Source organism: Rhodococcus sp. NBC_00294, assembly GCF_036163995.1.
In the GTDB taxonomy this organism is placed as follows: Bacteria; Actinomycetota; Actinomycetes; order Mycobacteriales; family Mycobacteriaceae; genus Rhodococcoides.
Window position 1 is genome coordinate 75,379 of the sequence record NZ_CP108043.1, and the last position, 14,726, is coordinate 90,104.

General features: G+C 65.6%; 13 protein-coding genes. 7 read left to right on the plus strand and 6 right to left on the minus strand.

Annotated features, from left to right (window positions below):
* Positions 1–25 precede the first annotated feature (25 nt).
* Both OHB23_RS00365 and OHB23_RS00370 read left to right on the plus strand, forming a co-directional pair.
* Entirely contained in the window at positions 26–1,258 is a 1,233-nt protein-coding gene (locus OHB23_RS00365) for an acyl-CoA dehydrogenase family protein (protein ID WP_328810502.1), read from the plus strand.
* Positions 1,259–1,263: 5 nt separating this feature from the next.
* Entirely contained in the window at positions 1,264–2,268 is a 1,005-nt protein-coding gene (locus OHB23_RS00370) for an acyl-CoA dehydrogenase family protein (protein ID WP_328810503.1), read from the plus strand.
* A gap of 74 nt (positions 2,269–2,342) precedes the next feature.
* On the opposite strand, the gene OHB23_RS00375 is transcribed toward OHB23_RS00370, so the two are convergent.
* From OHB23_RS00375 to OHB23_RS00390, 5 genes are read right to left on the minus strand one after another with little or no spacing between them, the layout of a single operon-like run.
* Positions 2,343–3,086 carry an SDR family NAD(P)-dependent oxidoreductase gene (locus tag OHB23_RS00375; protein ID WP_328810504.1) on the minus strand — a complete coding sequence of 248 codons (744 nt, stop codon included), beginning with the start codon at positions 3,084–3,086 and terminating at the stop codon, positions 2,343–2,345.
* A 1-nt stretch (position 3,087) separates the two neighbouring features.
* Entirely contained in the window at positions 3,088–5,172 is a 2,085-nt protein-coding gene (locus tag OHB23_RS00380; RefSeq protein ID WP_328810505.1) for a hydantoinase B/oxoprolinase family protein, read from the minus strand.
* Positions 5,162–7,255, minus strand: coding sequence for a hydantoinase/oxoprolinase family protein (locus tag OHB23_RS00385; RefSeq protein WP_328810506.1), 2,094 nt, complete (start codon positions 7,253–7,255; stop codon positions 5,162–5,164). Before OHB23_RS00385 ends, OHB23_RS00380 begins: the two co-directional genes overlap by 11 nt.
* On the minus strand, positions 7,255–7,827 hold the full coding sequence (locus OHB23_RS22920; RefSeq protein WP_442973004.1) for a Zn-ribbon domain-containing OB-fold protein: 573 nt from the start codon (positions 7,825–7,827) through the stop codon (positions 7,255–7,257). The genes OHB23_RS00385 and OHB23_RS22920 overlap by 1 nt, the downstream gene beginning before the upstream one ends.
* Complete coding sequence (locus tag OHB23_RS00390; RefSeq protein WP_328810507.1) at positions 7,773–8,867, minus strand: thiolase family protein; 1,095 nt, start codon at positions 8,865–8,867, stop codon at positions 7,773–7,775. Before OHB23_RS00390 ends, OHB23_RS22920 begins: the two co-directional genes overlap by 55 nt.
* 296 nt (positions 8,868–9,163) lie before the next feature.
* On the opposite strand from OHB23_RS00390, the gene OHB23_RS00395 reads away from it, so the two are divergent.
* The 4 genes from OHB23_RS00395 to OHB23_RS00410 are packed head-to-tail and all read left to right on the plus strand — an operon-like array spanning position 9,164 to position 12,449.
* Positions 9,164–9,769, plus strand: a complete 606-nt coding sequence (locus OHB23_RS00395) for a MaoC family dehydratase (protein WP_328810508.1) — start codon at positions 9,164–9,166, stop codon at positions 9,767–9,769.
* Positions 9,770–9,778: 9 nt separating this feature from the next.
* The gene (locus OHB23_RS00400) at positions 9,779–10,702 is read left to right on the plus strand and encodes an HpcH/HpaI aldolase/citrate lyase family protein (protein ID WP_328810509.1); all 924 of its coding nucleotides are present in this window, start codon (positions 9,779–9,781) and stop codon (positions 10,700–10,702) included.
* Positions 10,699–11,886, plus strand: coding sequence for a CaiB/BaiF CoA transferase family protein (locus OHB23_RS00405; RefSeq protein WP_328810510.1), 1,188 nt, complete (start codon positions 10,699–10,701; stop codon positions 11,884–11,886). Before OHB23_RS00400 ends, OHB23_RS00405 begins: the two co-directional genes overlap by 4 nt.
* A 38-nt stretch (positions 11,887–11,924) precedes the next feature.
* Positions 11,925–12,449: a MaoC family dehydratase gene (locus OHB23_RS00410; RefSeq protein ID WP_328810511.1), complete on the plus strand. Its 525-nt coding sequence runs from the start codon at positions 11,925–11,927 to the stop codon at positions 12,447–12,449.
* A gap of 32 nt (positions 12,450–12,481) precedes the next feature.
* Here the strand turns inward: OHB23_RS00410 and OHB23_RS00415 are convergent, their stop codons facing one another.
* Complete coding sequence (locus tag OHB23_RS00415) at positions 12,482–13,228, minus strand: NADPH-dependent F420 reductase (RefSeq protein WP_328810512.1); 747 nt, start codon at positions 13,226–13,228, stop codon at positions 12,482–12,484.
* A gap of 358 nt (positions 13,229–13,586) precedes the next feature.
* Here OHB23_RS00415 and OHB23_RS00420 point away from each other — a divergent pair, with 358 nt between their 5' ends.
* The gene (locus tag OHB23_RS00420) at positions 13,587–14,711 is read left to right on the plus strand and encodes an oxidoreductase (protein WP_328810513.1); all 1,125 of its coding nucleotides are present in this window, start codon (positions 13,587–13,589) and stop codon (positions 14,709–14,711) included.
* Positions 14,712–14,726 lie beyond the last annotated feature (15 nt).

The following is a 14,726-nucleotide window of genomic DNA, read 5'->3' on the forward strand; positions in this document are numbered from 1 at the left end:
GAAAACTCGACAGGAAGACTGACACATGGACTTCGACGACACCCCCGACCAGAGTCGCTTTCGCGACGAAGTACGCGCGTTTCTGGTCGATCACCACGACGATCTCGCCCACGGCGACGGTTCCAATCTCGAGGAACCGGGAGTTGACCGGGTCGAACTGCTGCGACACACGCAGGCCGTCCTCTACGACGGTGGCCTCATCGGCTACACCTGGCCCCCTGAGTACGGCGGCGGCGGCGGAGACAATGCCAAGCAGGCCGTGATCAACGAGGAACTGCATCGCGCTCGCATCTCGGGGCCGATCGGTCACGTGGGTCTGGGAATGTGCGGACCCACGGTTCTCGCGCACGGCAGCGAGGATCAGAAAGAACGTTACATTCGCAGACTTCTGCGCGCGGACGACATGTGGTGCCAGCTTTTCAGTGAGCCCGGCAGTGGCAGCGATCTCGCGGCCGTGCGCACCAGAGCCGTACTGCAGGAGGATGGTTGGCACATCCAGGGCCAGAAGGTATGGACGACCCTGGCGCAGTACTGCCGCTACGGGATTCTCCTCGCGCGGACCAATCCGGACGCCTCGAGGCACCGCGGACTCACGATGTTCGTCATCGACATGCACGCCCCCGGCGTGACCGTGCGTCCGCTGCGGCAGATGAACGGGCACACCAGTTTCAACGAGGTCTTCCTCGACGATGTCGTCATCGCGGACTCCGAGCGCCTCGGTGCCGTCGACGACGGGTGGCGCGTCGCGTTGACGACACTCATGAACGAACGCATGGCCATCGGCGGAGGTGGCGGTGAGCTGGGCGTCCGAAGCGATGCACTCGTCGCGCATGCAGCGGACCGACTCCCTCATCTGGACGAGACGCAGCGCGTGCTCGCGGTGGAAGCGTTGGGACGGGTACTGGTCGAGTCTCTGGCCGCGCGTTACACGGGCTACCGGTTGCAGACTCGCATCGAGAAAGACGGCCGGCCGGGTCCGGAAGCGAGCGCCGGAAAGCTCACGGCCGTGAAGATCGCGCACGCCACAGCGGATCTCGGGGTGCGACTGCTCGGAGACGACGCCGTGCTGGCGCGCTCCCGCGACGGCGATTGGCGATGGGCATCGTCGCAGGCCTCCACACCGGGCATTGCGCTCGCCGGTGGAACCGACGAGATCCTGCGCAACATCCTCGGAGAGCGTGTGCTGGGTCTGCCGTCGGACTCGGCCCGCACACCTGCCCGCTCGACCCCTGCCACGACAGCCACGGACAAGAGGTAACGATAGTGAATTTCGACATGGACGACGAGCTGCGGAGCTTCTCGCGGCACGCGCGTGATTTCTTCGCCGAGCATGCGGGCCCCGCCCGTGCTCGCCCGCTCCTGGACGAACCGGGCGAGCCGGCGCCGGGGCGTCGAAGCCTCGCCGAGTACGGCTTCTCGTCGCTGACGATTCCGGAGCAGGGCGGCGGCGTCGGCTCCGAGCTGCTGAACCTCGCCCTGGTCGCAGAACAGGCCGGCCGTCAACTCGCCGGGCCGTCACTCGCCACCGCCGCTCGGGTCGCAGTGTTGCTCGAAGGCGACGACGCCCGGCTGAACGCGGTCAGTGAAGGACGTTCGGCGATCGCAGTTCTGGACGGCCCGGGTCCCTCGATGGACGTGGTCGATGCTACGCACTTTCTCGCGATGGACGGTGACGACCTGGTGCTCGGTGTGGGCCGAGTGACTCCCGGCGAGGCCATCGACGGCACACGTGGGCTCGGCACTGTCGAGTTGACGTCGTCGGAGGTGATCGCCACGGGCGCTCGCGAGCGCTGGGATCGGGCCCGTTCGGTCGCCTGCGTGATTCTGGCCGCCGAAGGACTCGGCGCCGCGGACCGCGTGGTCGAGATGAGCATCGAACACGCCAAGACCCGGCAGGCGTTCGGTCGGGAGATCGGCGCTTTCCAGTCTGTCAAGCACCGGCTGGTGGACGACTGGGTGGCCGTCGACCAGCTGCGTTCACTCGTGTGGTGGGCCGCCTGGGCGGCGGACCACGCACCTGATCAACTGCCGATCGCAGCGTCGTCCGCCAAGGCGTACTGCGCCGGAACGTTCGAGACCGCTGCCGAGACACTCATTCACGTGCTTGGCGGGCTGGGTTTCTCGTGGGAACACGATGCACATCTGTACTGGCGGCGTGCGAAGGTGGACCGCATTCTGCTGGGCGACGAAAGCGAGCACCTCGCTGCGGTGGCGCGTCTGAGCATCGACGCCCACCGCGCAGGCGCGGAGGCCCCGGTGCCTGTGTGAGAAGTGCGTTCGACGCGAAACGCCGCCACTGTCAGTGACAGTGGCGGCGTTTCGTATCGACAGACATCCGTCGGTCAGATGTAGTAGCCGCCGTTGATCGCGATGTTCTGACCGGTCATGAATCGCGCACCGTCACTGACGAGGAAGGTGATCACCGGCGCGATGTCACGGTCGGGATCACCGAATACACCTCCGAGCGGAATCTTCTGTCGGATGGCGGCGTCGAACGCTGCCAATTCCTCCTCGGTCATCTTCGCGCGGTGCTGCTCCAACATTGCGGTCGACGCGCTCGGGTGAATCACGTTGGCCCTGATGCCGTGCGTCGCCCATTCCACGGCGATGGTCCGAGTCCATGCAGTGACAGCGCCCTTCGACGCTGCGTACATGGCGCCGTTCGGGTAAGCGGTGAGCGCGGACGACGACGCGAAATTCGCGATGCTGCTGCGTTCGCCCTTGCGCAGATGGGGGAATGCCGCCTGGTTGGTCAGCATGGGCCCGCGCGCGTTGACGTCCATGACGCGTGCCCAGTCGCGATCCGTGACGTCCTCGGCGGGACCCTGGACCAGGATGCCCGCGGCATGGACGAGCGAGTCCAGCGCCCCGAGAACGCCCACCGCCTCGTCCATGACCGCGAACACTTGATCCCGGTCGGTCACATCGCACTGCAGGAACGTCTGGCCGGCTTTCTCGGCAACGCTACGTCCGGACTCCTCCGACCGATCGAGGGAGACCACGGATGCACCCGCCTCCGCCAGCGATCGCACGCATGCCGCGCCCACGCCGCTGGCACCCCCGACGACGACTACTTTCTTGTCCATGTCACTGCGTCCGATCGTTCGACCAGGTGCGCCACCGCTTCGGGCTGGATTCGAAGCTTCGCTCGTCACCGGCCGTGGCCACCTCGGTGTGCAGAATGTGCCCGGTGCCGGGATCGAGGTAACTCCGGGTCTCGACTCCGTGTGCGACCTCCTCCACCAGGAGAGGGCATCCGTCCGTCCAGTGTGCAGGTGCCAGTGCGAGCACTGCGCCCGAGCGCGCGCTGACGGCCACTCCCCCGCGCTGCTCCACCCCGGCCGCGATCGGTCGAGGCGGTGCAGACGCATAGTTCTGGGCATCCACCGCAGCCGGAACACACGCCGGAGGACGCGCGTCCGCCAACCGGGCGCGCAGTATGTCGGCGCGCCCCGAGGTGGATCCGTCGGCCGCGTCGACACCATAGACCCGACCGGCCTCGTCGACGCTGATCAGCCCGTCTGCGACGTCGGCGACAACGGCGGCTGGATCACGATCCAGCGGGTCGCCCCAGCCGCCGCCGCCGGCAGCTCGAATTGCGTAGCTGTGCCCCTCGGGAAGATCGAAACCCTGTGTGAGGGTACCGATCCGGTTCACTACACCGTCTGGTTCGTGAAGTTCGACGGTCGACGGACGCCCCGGAGACCCACCTGCGGTGCCGGGCATCGGAACATTCCCGTGGCCACCGATACTCGCTCCGACGAGACCGGGTGACCCGTCGACGGTGAAGGCGAAGTCGACTCCGCGGCCTCCCCGGAACTGCCCCGCGCCGGACGCATCACACGATCGACGCCGGTAGTCGAACCGGAGTGGGTACCACGACTCGGTGACCTCGACATCGTTGGTCTGGATCGCTGCCTGGTGTCCGACGAGATAGAAGTTGTAATCGGTTCCGTCACGGTCGTTTCCGGCGGGCGATCCTACGGCTGTGCCGTCGATCATGATCCAGGAGTCGGTGGCCCCGCTGAGACCCTTGCCCGAGAAGGTGACGACAGCGTTCGCGGACATCGTCTGCGAGCTCGACAGGAAGGGCCGGCTCGGGCTCTCCGCAGACGCTGCAACGGCTTGGTGGAAGGTACGCATCGCGGCTTCGCTGGCGTCGTGCGACGCCATCAGGTGCGCCGCGCCGACGGGCGCCGGATGAACGCAATCGAGGATGCTTCCTCGGGGACACAGCACACTCAATGCTTCGTAGTACCCCTGATTCAGCGGCAGGTCACGGCCGATCAGCCGCTGCAGCTCGACTCCGATCTTGCCTTTGACGATGTACTGCTTGGTGTTGAAGAAGTGCTGTGTCTGCGGGGCTGCGCCGGTGAAGTCGAACTGGATCGAATCGCCGTCGACGGTGGTGGTGCAGGGAATGCGGAAACGCTCGTCGTTCCATTCCGTCCAGCTCGTCGACCGATACACACCATCTTCGATCTGCGCGATCTCGGCGCGGACTGCTGACTCGGTGCGTCGGTTGAGCTCGTCGAAACCGTCTTGGAGTGCAGTTGCCCCGATCCGTTCGGCGAGCTGCTGGACCTTGGCGGTCGCCACGTCGACGCCCGCCATCAACCCACGAATGTCCATCTCCACCAGATCCGGCATGCGGACGTTGTTCAGAAGAATGTTCCAGATGTCGCGCTGTTCGACGCCGCGAGCGATGACCTTGACCGCCGGAAAGCGAAGTGCCTCCTGGAAGCAGTCCGTCGCATCCGGCGCGAACGAACCCGGCTGCATCCCTCCGACATCGACCAGGTGCGACGAATTCGCCATCCACGCGACCACACGGTCCTCGGCGAAGACGGGACGCATGACGAAGATGTCCTGTGCATGAAGGCCACCACCGCGGTGCGGATCGTTGGCCAGGAAGACGTCCCCGTCGTGGATGTCGTCTCCGTGTTCGATGAAGACGCCCGCGATGGCGTTGGTGGCGGCGTAGAAGTGGTACGCGATATGGCCACCGCCGGTGACGAGTTTGCCGCCGGCATCGAGCATGGTGCAGGAGTAGTCGCCACCCTCGACGACCAACGGACTCACCGCGGTGCGCTTGATCGTCGCGGCACCTTCACCGCAGAACGCCTCGAGCTGGTGCCGCAGAACCTCCACGGCGATGTTGTCAAGCTGCATCGGTATTCACATCCAATCGAAGGGAGCGACGCTCACCGACCGTGAGCGTGGTGCCGCGCGGAACGAACACGGTGGTGTCGACGTCGTCGGCGAGAGCAGGGCCGTCGATCCGGTCGCCGGGAACGAGGTCGGTCGTTCGGTAACACGGAACCGAGTGGCTGCCGTCTCGGTCGAGGAAGACATCGCGGTGCGAGGACGGCTCGACGCCGCCGCTCGACCTGGTGGCCGTGTCGACGGGGAACGTGGCGCGTGGCAACCTGCCGGTGGCCACAGCCCGAACGAACGTGACCTCGAGTTGTGCGTTTCGGCCGATGGCGCCCATTCCGTAGCGCGCGGCGTACTGATCGAGAAAGGCGGTGCGAATCGCATCGGCGTCGAAGGTGGTGTCGCCGAGCGTCACGGACACCTCGGACGTCTGGCGGAAGAAGCGGACGCCGACGTCGTAGGTCACCACCCGATCTGCCTCCGGCACGCCGTCGTCACCGACGTCGCGCGACACCGCAGCACCGAGCCGCGTCAGTTCCGCACTCATGTCCCCCGCGTCGGCGCTGGTGAGCAGGACGTCGGCAGACTTGATGCGCTGGCGACGGACGTCCGCCGACGCTGCACCGAATGCGGAGAGCACCGAGGCGGCCGGCGGAACGACCACATGGGGGATGTTCGCCTCGACCGCGATGCTCGCTGTGAACAAGCCACCGCTGCCCCCGTACGAGATCAAGGTGAGTGTGCGCGGGTCGAGCCCGCTCGACCCCGCGTGCAGCCGCGTAGCCTTCGTCATCTCCGCCAGCGCTATCTCCCGGATTCCCCACGCCGTGGCCTCGGCCGAGAGACCCATCCGATCACCGAGGTTCTTGCACACGGCTCGGGCGGCCTCGCGGTCCAGTGCCATTGTGCCGCCGAGGAAGCTGCTCGGCTCGATGTACCCGAGAACGACGAGCGCATCGGTGATGGTCGCGTCCGTGCCGCCGTTGCCGTAGCACGCGGGACCGGGCCACGCTCGGGCAGACCGGGGACCGACTCTCAGCAGCCCGCGTCCGTCCACCCAGGCGATCGACCCACCGCCCGAGCCGATGGACAGTGTGTCGATGCGCGGCTGCGCAATGATCATCCCGTGCAGTTCCCCGCGTTCGGAGCGCTGGGGCAGGCCGCCGGCGATGACGGCGAGGTCGAAACTCGTTCCGCCCATGTCACCGCAGATGGAGTCGGTTATGCCCTCGTCGGCGCACACTTCCGCAGCGGCCATGACTCCCGCAGCCGGTCCGGACGCCACCAGGACGACCGGTGACCGTCGCGCTTCCGCGAGGGTGACCGTGCCTCCACTCGTCTGCAGAAGCAGAAGCGGCACGGTCAAGCCGGTGTCGGCGAGTTCGTCGGCGAGAGATTCGATCCCGTCCAAGGCTTTGCTCATCACCGCGTTGAGCGTCGCCACCAGAGTTCGCTCGTATTCACGGATGCTGGGGTGGAGCTCGACTCCGCTGAAGACAGGAAGATCAGGGAACTCGCGCCGGACGAAGTCGACCACAGCGAGTTCGTTGTCCGAGTTCTTGAACGACCAGAGGAAGGACACCGCCAGCGCTTCGATGCCGTGCGTCGTGATCAGGTCGTCGACGGCGACGCGTACCGCGTCGAGATCCACCGAGAACAGCACTTTGCCGTCGCGATCGACCCGCTCGTGCACACCGACCACGGCAGCCCGCTCGACGGGACTCCACGGCGGCAGCAGGAAACCGTCGACGGACACGCGACGCGAACGGGCCATGGAGATGGTGTCCTCGAAACCGGCCGTGGTGAGCAGCCCTGCCTTCACCCCCTGCTTCTCCACCAGGGCGTTGGTCACCGCAGTGGTGCCCAGTCCGAAACGCTGCACCCTGCTCAGGAATTCGCCGAGGTCGAGCCCGATCTGATCGGCCACGATGCGGCAGGCGCCGAGCACACCGCGCCCGAAGTTCTGCGGATCGGTCGGGGACTTCGCACGCCACAACGACGTTCCGTCGCCGCAGGCGAGGTCGGTGAAAGTCCCGCCCACGTCGATTCCGATAGAAAAGCCCGCCGATGTCGGACGTGACACGTCGCTGGCACTCATCACCACTCCCTGTTGCTTGATTCGCTTGTGCTCGAGTTGCAGTCGTGGACGAACCCGTGGACGGGCGCGCCATCGCGTGTGTCGAGTAGAACGGCCGTCACCGGGGTTCCCGGGGACAGTGCCTTGTCGCAGCTGCACAGGATTCGGCCCGGTAGCCGAACCCCTACCTCCATGTCGACCGCACCGGTCACGAACGGCGCCATGCTCTTCCACGGTTCCGGCAGGCTGGCGCCACTGTAGGGCATCGTCGACACGCCCTCGTGAATCTTGACTGCCACGTTGACCGTGCCCCGCGGATCGATTCGCTCCCATGCGTAGTCACCACTCAGGCACACGTGACAATGTGTGGAGAGGGGGAACCTGATCGTCGAGCATTCGCCGCACCGTTGAAGTGCGAGATGGCCGGCGGACAGGGCATTCCAGAACCCTGCGACATCCGGATGCACGTGTTGCGACGGACCGCGGCCGGCCTTCACTGTGGTCAGCGCTGTGTCGGCGTCGAATTCGGACGAGGTCATCAGCTCACCTTCTCGTTCGTGAGCACCAGTGAGTCGCCCCACGGGGTACCCCATTGCAGAGCCTCGGCGCCGACGATCTGACGCGCGCCGGCTTCGCCCCGCAGCTGTCGAACCATCTCCGACATGTGGCCGTATCCGTAGGTGTGGCCCTCGGCGAGAGATCCACCGGATGTGTTCATGGGCAGCGGAGAATCGAGTCCGATGCCCGTCTCCCGGCAATAGGCGGCCGCCTCACCCGGAGCGCAGAAACCCCAGCGCTCGAGGGCCATCCAGATCTGATGCGAGAACGGGTCGTAGGTGAAGAATCCGTCGAGGTCGCCGCGCGTCACCCCTGCCATCTCCAGTGCGGGAGAGGTCTCGGGAGCGACGTAGTCGTAACTCGGGCTGACACCGGCACCCATTCCGGGACGCGAGAAGAACACGTAGTTGTCTCGACTCGACCTCAAGCCTTGTATGCCGGCGATGTGTACCGCCGGTCGGCCGAGGTCTGCTGCTCGCTCGCGAGTGGTGACGAGCAAGCAGGACGACCCGTCGACCATCTCGCAGAAGTCGGACTGGCGTAGCGGCCCCATCATCTCCGGTTCGGCCAGGTAGGTCTCGACGGTGAGTTCCTCGCCGTGTTTGACGGCCATGGGATTGTCGGCGGCGTAGCGGCGCATCGTCACGGGGATGCTCGCGAGGTCGGTGGATGTCGCGCCGTAACGGTCCATGTACTGCTGCGCCGCGAGCGCCGCCCCGGCACCCGCACCCGGCGTGCCGTGCAGTGTCCAGTTGGCGTACGGACCGCCGCCGTCGCGGAGCGCTTCGTCCATTCCCCCCAGAGCCGAGCTCATGGGAGGCAGGTGCCGTGCATACCCGGTGGCGGAGACGTGGCTGTTGATCACGGCGACCACGTCGGCCAGTCCCAGAGTGACTGCCATCGCTGCTTGTTGGACGGCGGTGGCGGTCCAGCGACCGTGAGTCCACAGCTGGGACACCCATCCCAGATCGAGGCCGGCCGCGACCACGAACTCGTCGTAATCGACTCCGCGCGGGGCTCCCCACGCGGTGACCAGTCCGTTGATGTCGGACTTCACCAAGTTCGCGTCGCTCAAGGCGGCACGGAAGGATTCGAACTGCAGCCGAAGGGGGCTGCGGCCAGGGTCCTTGCCGATCAGGTCGCTCGTTCCCAAGCCGACGACACAGGCATTCAACGTCACGGAGTCGCGCTCCTCTCCCCGGGAGCTCGACTCCCGCTGTCCACCGTCTACGGTGCGTCAGCACCGTCTATGACGTGGAACACTATCAGGAACATAAGTGACCGGCCAACTATCTTTCACCCGGGCGGCTCTGAGCTGGTCTCCAAAAAGTTGTTCGTTGACAAACTTTAAAACTCCGACAAGATGTACCCATGCCTTCACACCCCGGCAGCCTGGCCGACGACAGCGACTCGCCCACACAGAACGTCGATGTTCAGGGCCGAGGTGGCTCCGGTTCGCAGTCGACTCCGGACAGGACGCTCCCCGATCTCGACACGTTCCCCGTCGTCTCGCGGGGTAACAAATACGAAGACTTCGCACCCGGGCAGACCATGGATCACCACTGGGGCCGAACCGTCACGTCCGCCGACAATGTCTCCTTCTCGACGGCGACGTGCGCGTGGCTCCCCCTCCACCTGAACGTCGAGTACGCCAAGTCTCAAGGTCACCCCGACGCTGTCGTCAACCCCATGCTCGTCCTGTGTACCGCCGTCGGCTTGTCCGTGGAAGACCTCAGCGAGAGCGGCGGGCCCTTCCTCGGAATCGACGACTGCGTCTTTCTCGCGCCGGTCTATCCGGGCGACACCATCACCGCGAGTTCCCGGGTGCTCTCGATGCGCCTGTCCAGCAAGAAGCCGGGCGTCGGGATCGTGTCGTGGCGGACCACGGCGTGCAATCAGCGCGGCGACGCCGTTCTCGAACTCGTCCGAACCAACTTGGTCGCCGCCCGCGGCGACCGACCCACCCTCCAGAAGTAAGGATCACCCATGTCGAGCAGCCGACTTCGTCGAAGCGAACTCTCCACGCCCGCACACAGCACCAAGATGATCGCGAAAGCCGCTGCGAGCGATGCAGATCTCGTCTTCCTCGACCTCGAGGACTCAGTCGTCCCGGCGCTCAAAGCTCCGTCACGGGCGAACATCATCGACGGACTGAACACCCTGGACTGGGGCACCAAGACGCGGGCGTGCCGTATCAATCCGGTCAGCACGCAATGGTGCCACGGGGATTTGTACGAGATCGTCTCCGCAGCCGGCGCCAACCTCGATGTGGTCATCATCCCGAAAGTGTATGGGCCACGGGATGTCTGGTTCGTCGACGATCTGCTGACGCAGCTCGAGATGCAGTTCGGTCTCGAAGTCGGCAAGATCGGGCTCGAGGTGCTCATCGAAGAAACGCAGGCGCTCTCTCGTGTCGAGGAGATCGCCGCCTGCTCGCCGCGGCTGGAAGCACTGATTCTCGGGGTCGGTGACCTGTCCGCGAGTCAGGGCATCCGTCTGGGTCATATCGGCGCGGCGTCGGAGGGCAACCACGGATATCCGGGAGACGTGTGGCATTACGCCCGCAATCGGATGATCGGTGCAGCGCGAGCCAACGGTCTTGACGCGGTCGACGGACCGTACGGTGCGATCTCGAACCCGGAGGGTTACGAGCGCGAAGCATCGTGGGCAGCAACACTGGGAAGCGTCGGGAAGTGGGCGATCCACCCCAGCCAGATCTCCATCGCCAACGAGGTGTTCGCGCCCACCACGACCGAGATCGAACGTGCCACCGCAGCCGTTCAGGCCGTCCAGGAAGCCGAGGCGGCGGGACTCGGCGCGGCGTCGTTCCAGGGCATGATGATCGATGCGGCCACTGCCCGTATCTTCGACGCCGTTCTGGTCAGGGCCCGACTGTGCGGTGTGGCATGACCCTGGCCGCCCGTTCGGGGCCCCTGCACGGAATCAAGGTACTCGACCTGACGTCGATGCTGGCTGGGCCGTTCACCACCATGTTGCTGGCCGACCTGGACGCCGATGTCGTGAAAGTCGAGCCTGCGGTGGGCGATCGAACACGTGGCATGGGCCCGTTCCGCGAGAGTGACGATCGGTCGCAGGCCCTCGGCGGTTACTTCCAGTCGGTGAACAGGGGTAAGCGCAGCATCGTGCTCGACCTGAAGACCGAGGCAGGTGTGTCCGCGTTCCTGGATCTGGTCCGCGTCGCAGACGCGGTGATCGAGAACTTCTCGGCCGGAGTAATGGACCGGCTCGGCCTCGGCTACGAAGTGCTGCACCAGGTGAACCCCCGGCTCGTCTACGCGGCTCTCCGTGGCTTCGGCGACGCGCGGACAGGTCGAAGTCCGTACGAGGCATGGCCGGCATTCGATGTCGTGGCACAGGCGATGGGCGGGTTCGCCGGAATCACCGGGCCTCTCGACGGCACCCCACACAAGGCCGGCCCGGGAATCGGCGACATCTTCCCGGGGACGCTTCTCGCCCTGGGGGTCGTCACCGCGGTACGGCACGCCGAACGCACCGGAGAAGGTCAGTTCGTCGACGTCGCGATGTACGACGCGGTACTCGCACTGTGCGAACGCATCGTGTACCAACACTCCTATCTCGGGGTGACACCAGGCCCCATGGGCAACGGGCACCCACTGCTCGCGCCGTTCGACATCATGCAGACGACTGACGGATGGATCGCAGTCGCCGCTCCCAGCAACCACCACTGGAGAACTCTCACAGAGGCGATGGGTCGACCCGAACTCGCCGACGACCCGCGGTTCGCGGACAACACGTCGCGAGTCGCCAATGCCGACGAAGTTCGCAAGGTGCTCGAGGAATGGCTGTCCGTTCGGACCACGGCCGACGTGATCGCCGTCCTCGGCGGACGCGTGCCGATCGGGCCGGTCAACAACGCCGCGGACATATTCGCCGACGAGCACGTGCGTCGCCGCGAGATGTTGGTCGAGGTGGAACAGCCGGGTTCGGACGAGCCTGTCACCATTGCCGGCTCACCCATCAAGTTCAGTTCGACCCCGGCGCGTGTTCACGGGCGCGGACCCAAGCTCGGAGAAGATGCCGTCGAATCCATTCTCTCCGAGTGGACCCCATGACCACCGATACGACAGAACGTCTGCAGGGAAGGGCTCCCATGACATCGACCGACAGCCGTCACGGCGGCGTACTGGGGTCGTCTGGTTGGTTCGACGACTTCCACCCCGGGCAACGGATGCGGCACTTCCGCGCGGCCACCGTGGGAGAGATCGAAGGTAGTGGCCCGGCGAAGCAGGTGATGAACACCGCCCAGGCACACTTCAACGATCACTTCCTCACGGGCTCGACCCTCGGTGACGAGAGGCTCGTGTTCGGGCTGGCGACAGCATCATTGGTCTACGGTCTGGCGTCACAGGACACCGCGGAACACGCGGTGGCGGAGCTCGGCTGGTCTCGGTTGCGATTTCTGGCGCCGGTGCATCACGGTGACACGATCGAAGCGTTCTCGGAGGTCGTCTCCGTGACTCCCGGCGCTGATGACGAGGCGCCCGGCACCGTCGTGTTCAGGCATTGGGGGCGTAAGCAGGACAAGGTCGTCGTCTTCGAAGGCGAGCGGTCCGTACTGCTGCTGCGGCGAGTTCCCGGGCCCTCCTCACAGGAGCCGACCGCGCCCGTCCAGTAGGGCCGGCGTCCTGTGACCGGAGCAGATGCCCTCTACATGAACAAGATTCGACTCAAATTCACACCATAGTCGGCCGACGGATTGGTCGTGGGACTGTCGTAACGCTCGGCGAATGCGGCCACCGCGATGTCCCGTCTCTTCGGAGATCGAGACGCATCCGCGTTCGCCAGGGCGGCGGGCATGTCGGCCATCGTGAGATCCGTGCAGTACGCGGGCGCACCCGGCTGCTGCCGCCACGACTCGGAGATCGGACCCGCGTCGTATCCATCGAACCCGGTGTCTCCCACCAGATCGATGCCGACCTGTCGATGGGTCGGATCGTCGGCGGCAACCGGAATGGCGATGCGGTCGGAGCTGCCCGCCGGCATACCCTTCGACGCCAGTGAACCCGACCCGATGGCGTTCCATGCCTTAACGACCGGCCTGCCGAGTTGTTCCTGCACCCAGTCACTTTCGACCGTTCCCGACTCGATGGCAGGTATCGTCGAGTCGCGCCCCGGGTAGTAGTTCGAGGTATCGATCACCACGGTGTCCAGCGGTACTGCCGAGATCACGCGTCTGATGCCAGGAATGCTCTGGAGCGGAATCGACAGAATGACGACGTCGACATCGACCACCGCCTCGGACGCATCCACCGCAGTCGCACCGGAACTCAGCGCAGCCGCATCGATGGTGTCGGGCCCGCGCGAGTTGGCGATTTTCACGTGATGTCCGGCAGCACTCAGCTTTCGAGCCACGGTCGCGCCGATGTACCCGGCACCGAGAATTCCTATCTTCATGGTCGATCCTTTTCGTAGTTGTGCGAGAGAACACTCGCCGAGATGCGAATCCTATGGGGCCGCAACAGTTTTTGTCGAGCAATCAGGTATCGGGACGGCGTCTTTCGAGTAGAACTCGGGCACCCGAGTGCCCGCGCCGGACACGCGGCTCGATCGCGGCCACACTCCGTACTCATGCCGAACAACGGCGCCCCTCGGGCGACATCGTCCCGCCGACTGTCGTCCATAAATATTGTTCGTTGACAAACAAGTCATTGAGTGATGTCCTGACTACGAGGGCAGTGAGGTCCGACACACGCGACGACACTCGCGCCGCGACGCCTCCCGCCGCGCCGATCGACACGAAAGCGAGATTCCCATGAGCGACCACGTCGCCGGCACCACGCGCACCCCGGTGCTGGGGCCACTGTTCACGGAGTTCACCGCATCGACACTGACGGTACGTAACCGTTTCGCGATGGCACCCATGACGCGCGAGAGCAGCCCGGGTGGCATTCCGACCGCCGACAACGTGGAGTACTACCGGCAGCGAGCAGCAGGCGGTGTGGGCGTCGTCTTCACCGAAGGCACGCTCATCCCTGCCCCCGCTGCGGGAAGCAGTGCCGCCATGCCCCACATGTACGGCGACGACAGTGCCGCCGGGTGGAGGCAGGTGGTCGACGCTGTTCACACCGAGGGTGCCGCCATCGTCAGCCAACTGATGCACATGGGCGTCATGCGCGGCGCGACAGCGGAATTCGAACCGGATCTGCCATCGGTCGGACCGTCCGGCATCGGTGTGGACGGTGAGCCTCTCGGTCGGCCCCTCGACCGTGCCGATATGGATTCGATCCTCCAGGCCTACGTCGACGCTGCCACACTGGCCGCGGAACTGGGCTTCGACGGAGTCGAGATCCATGGCGCACACGGCATGATCCTGGACACGTTCGTGTGGTCGCGGACCAACCGACGCACCGACCGTTACGGCGGGTCCCTGCACGACCGTGTCCGGTTCCCGACCGAGGTCGTATCGGCAGTGAGAGCGGCAGTGGGGCCACACTTCCCTATCAGCTACCGCTTCTCACAGTGGAAGGTCGGCGCTTACGATGCGCAGGTCGCCGCCACACCGACCGAACTCGAGAGCATCCTCGCTCCCCTGGCCGACGCCGGAGTGGACATCTTCCACCCCTCGACTCGTCGGCACTGGCAGCCTGCCTTCCCGTCGGAGCCGTCGTCGGACAGCACTCTGGGGTTGTCCGGGTGGGCCAAGAAGGTGACGGGTCGTCCCGCGATCATGGTGGGATCGGTCGCCGTGGATCGCCCGTTCGTGGGGGACGAGGCGGCCGACGGTCACGATGACGAGGAGAAACTGAACGTCGTCGTCGAGAAGTTCGAGCGCGGCGAGTTCGACCTGCTTGCTCTCGGCCGACCTCTTCTGGCGGATCCGGCGTGGGTGAACAAGATGAAATTCGACGACCGCGATGCGGTCGTCCCCTTCCACTGAGCTCACCGCACGGGC

Excerpts from the sequence above, each read along its gene's own strand:
- OHB23_RS00395 (WP_328810508.1), top strand. The coding sequence starts at position 9,164 with ATGCCTTCACACCCCGGCAGCCTGGCCGACGACAGCGACTCGCCCACA.
- OHB23_RS00375 (WP_328810504.1), bottom strand. The coding sequence starts at position 3,086 with ATGGACAAGAAAGTAGTCGTCGTCGGGGGTGCCAGCGGCGTGGGCGCG.
- OHB23_RS00365 (WP_328810502.1), top strand. The coding sequence starts at position 26 with ATGGACTTCGACGACACCCCCGACCAGAGTCGCTTTCGCGACGAAGTA.
- OHB23_RS22920 (WP_442973004.1), bottom strand. The coding sequence starts at position 7,827 with ATGGGGTACCCCGTGGGGCGACTCACTGGTGCTCACGAACGAGAAGGT.
- OHB23_RS00420 (WP_328810513.1), top strand. The coding sequence starts at position 13,587 with ATGAGCGACCACGTCGCCGGCACCACGCGCACCCCGGTGCTGGGGCCA.
- OHB23_RS00405 (WP_328810510.1), top strand. The coding sequence starts at position 10,699 with ATGACCCTGGCCGCCCGTTCGGGGCCCCTGCACGGAATCAAGGTACTC.
- OHB23_RS00380 (WP_328810505.1), bottom strand. The coding sequence starts at position 5,172 with ATGCAGCTTGACAACATCGCCGTGGAGGTTCTGCGGCACCAGCTCGAG.
- OHB23_RS00415 (WP_328810512.1), bottom strand. The coding sequence starts at position 13,228 with ATGAAGATAGGAATTCTCGGTGCCGGGTACATCGGCGCGACCGTGGCT.
- OHB23_RS00410 (WP_328810511.1), top strand. The coding sequence starts at position 11,925 with ATGACATCGACCGACAGCCGTCACGGCGGCGTACTGGGGTCGTCTGGT.
- OHB23_RS00385 (WP_328810506.1), bottom strand. The coding sequence starts at position 7,255 with ATGAGTGCCAGCGACGTGTCACGTCCGACATCGGCGGGCTTTTCTATC.
- OHB23_RS00400 (WP_328810509.1), top strand. The coding sequence starts at position 9,779 with ATGTCGAGCAGCCGACTTCGTCGAAGCGAACTCTCCACGCCCGCACAC.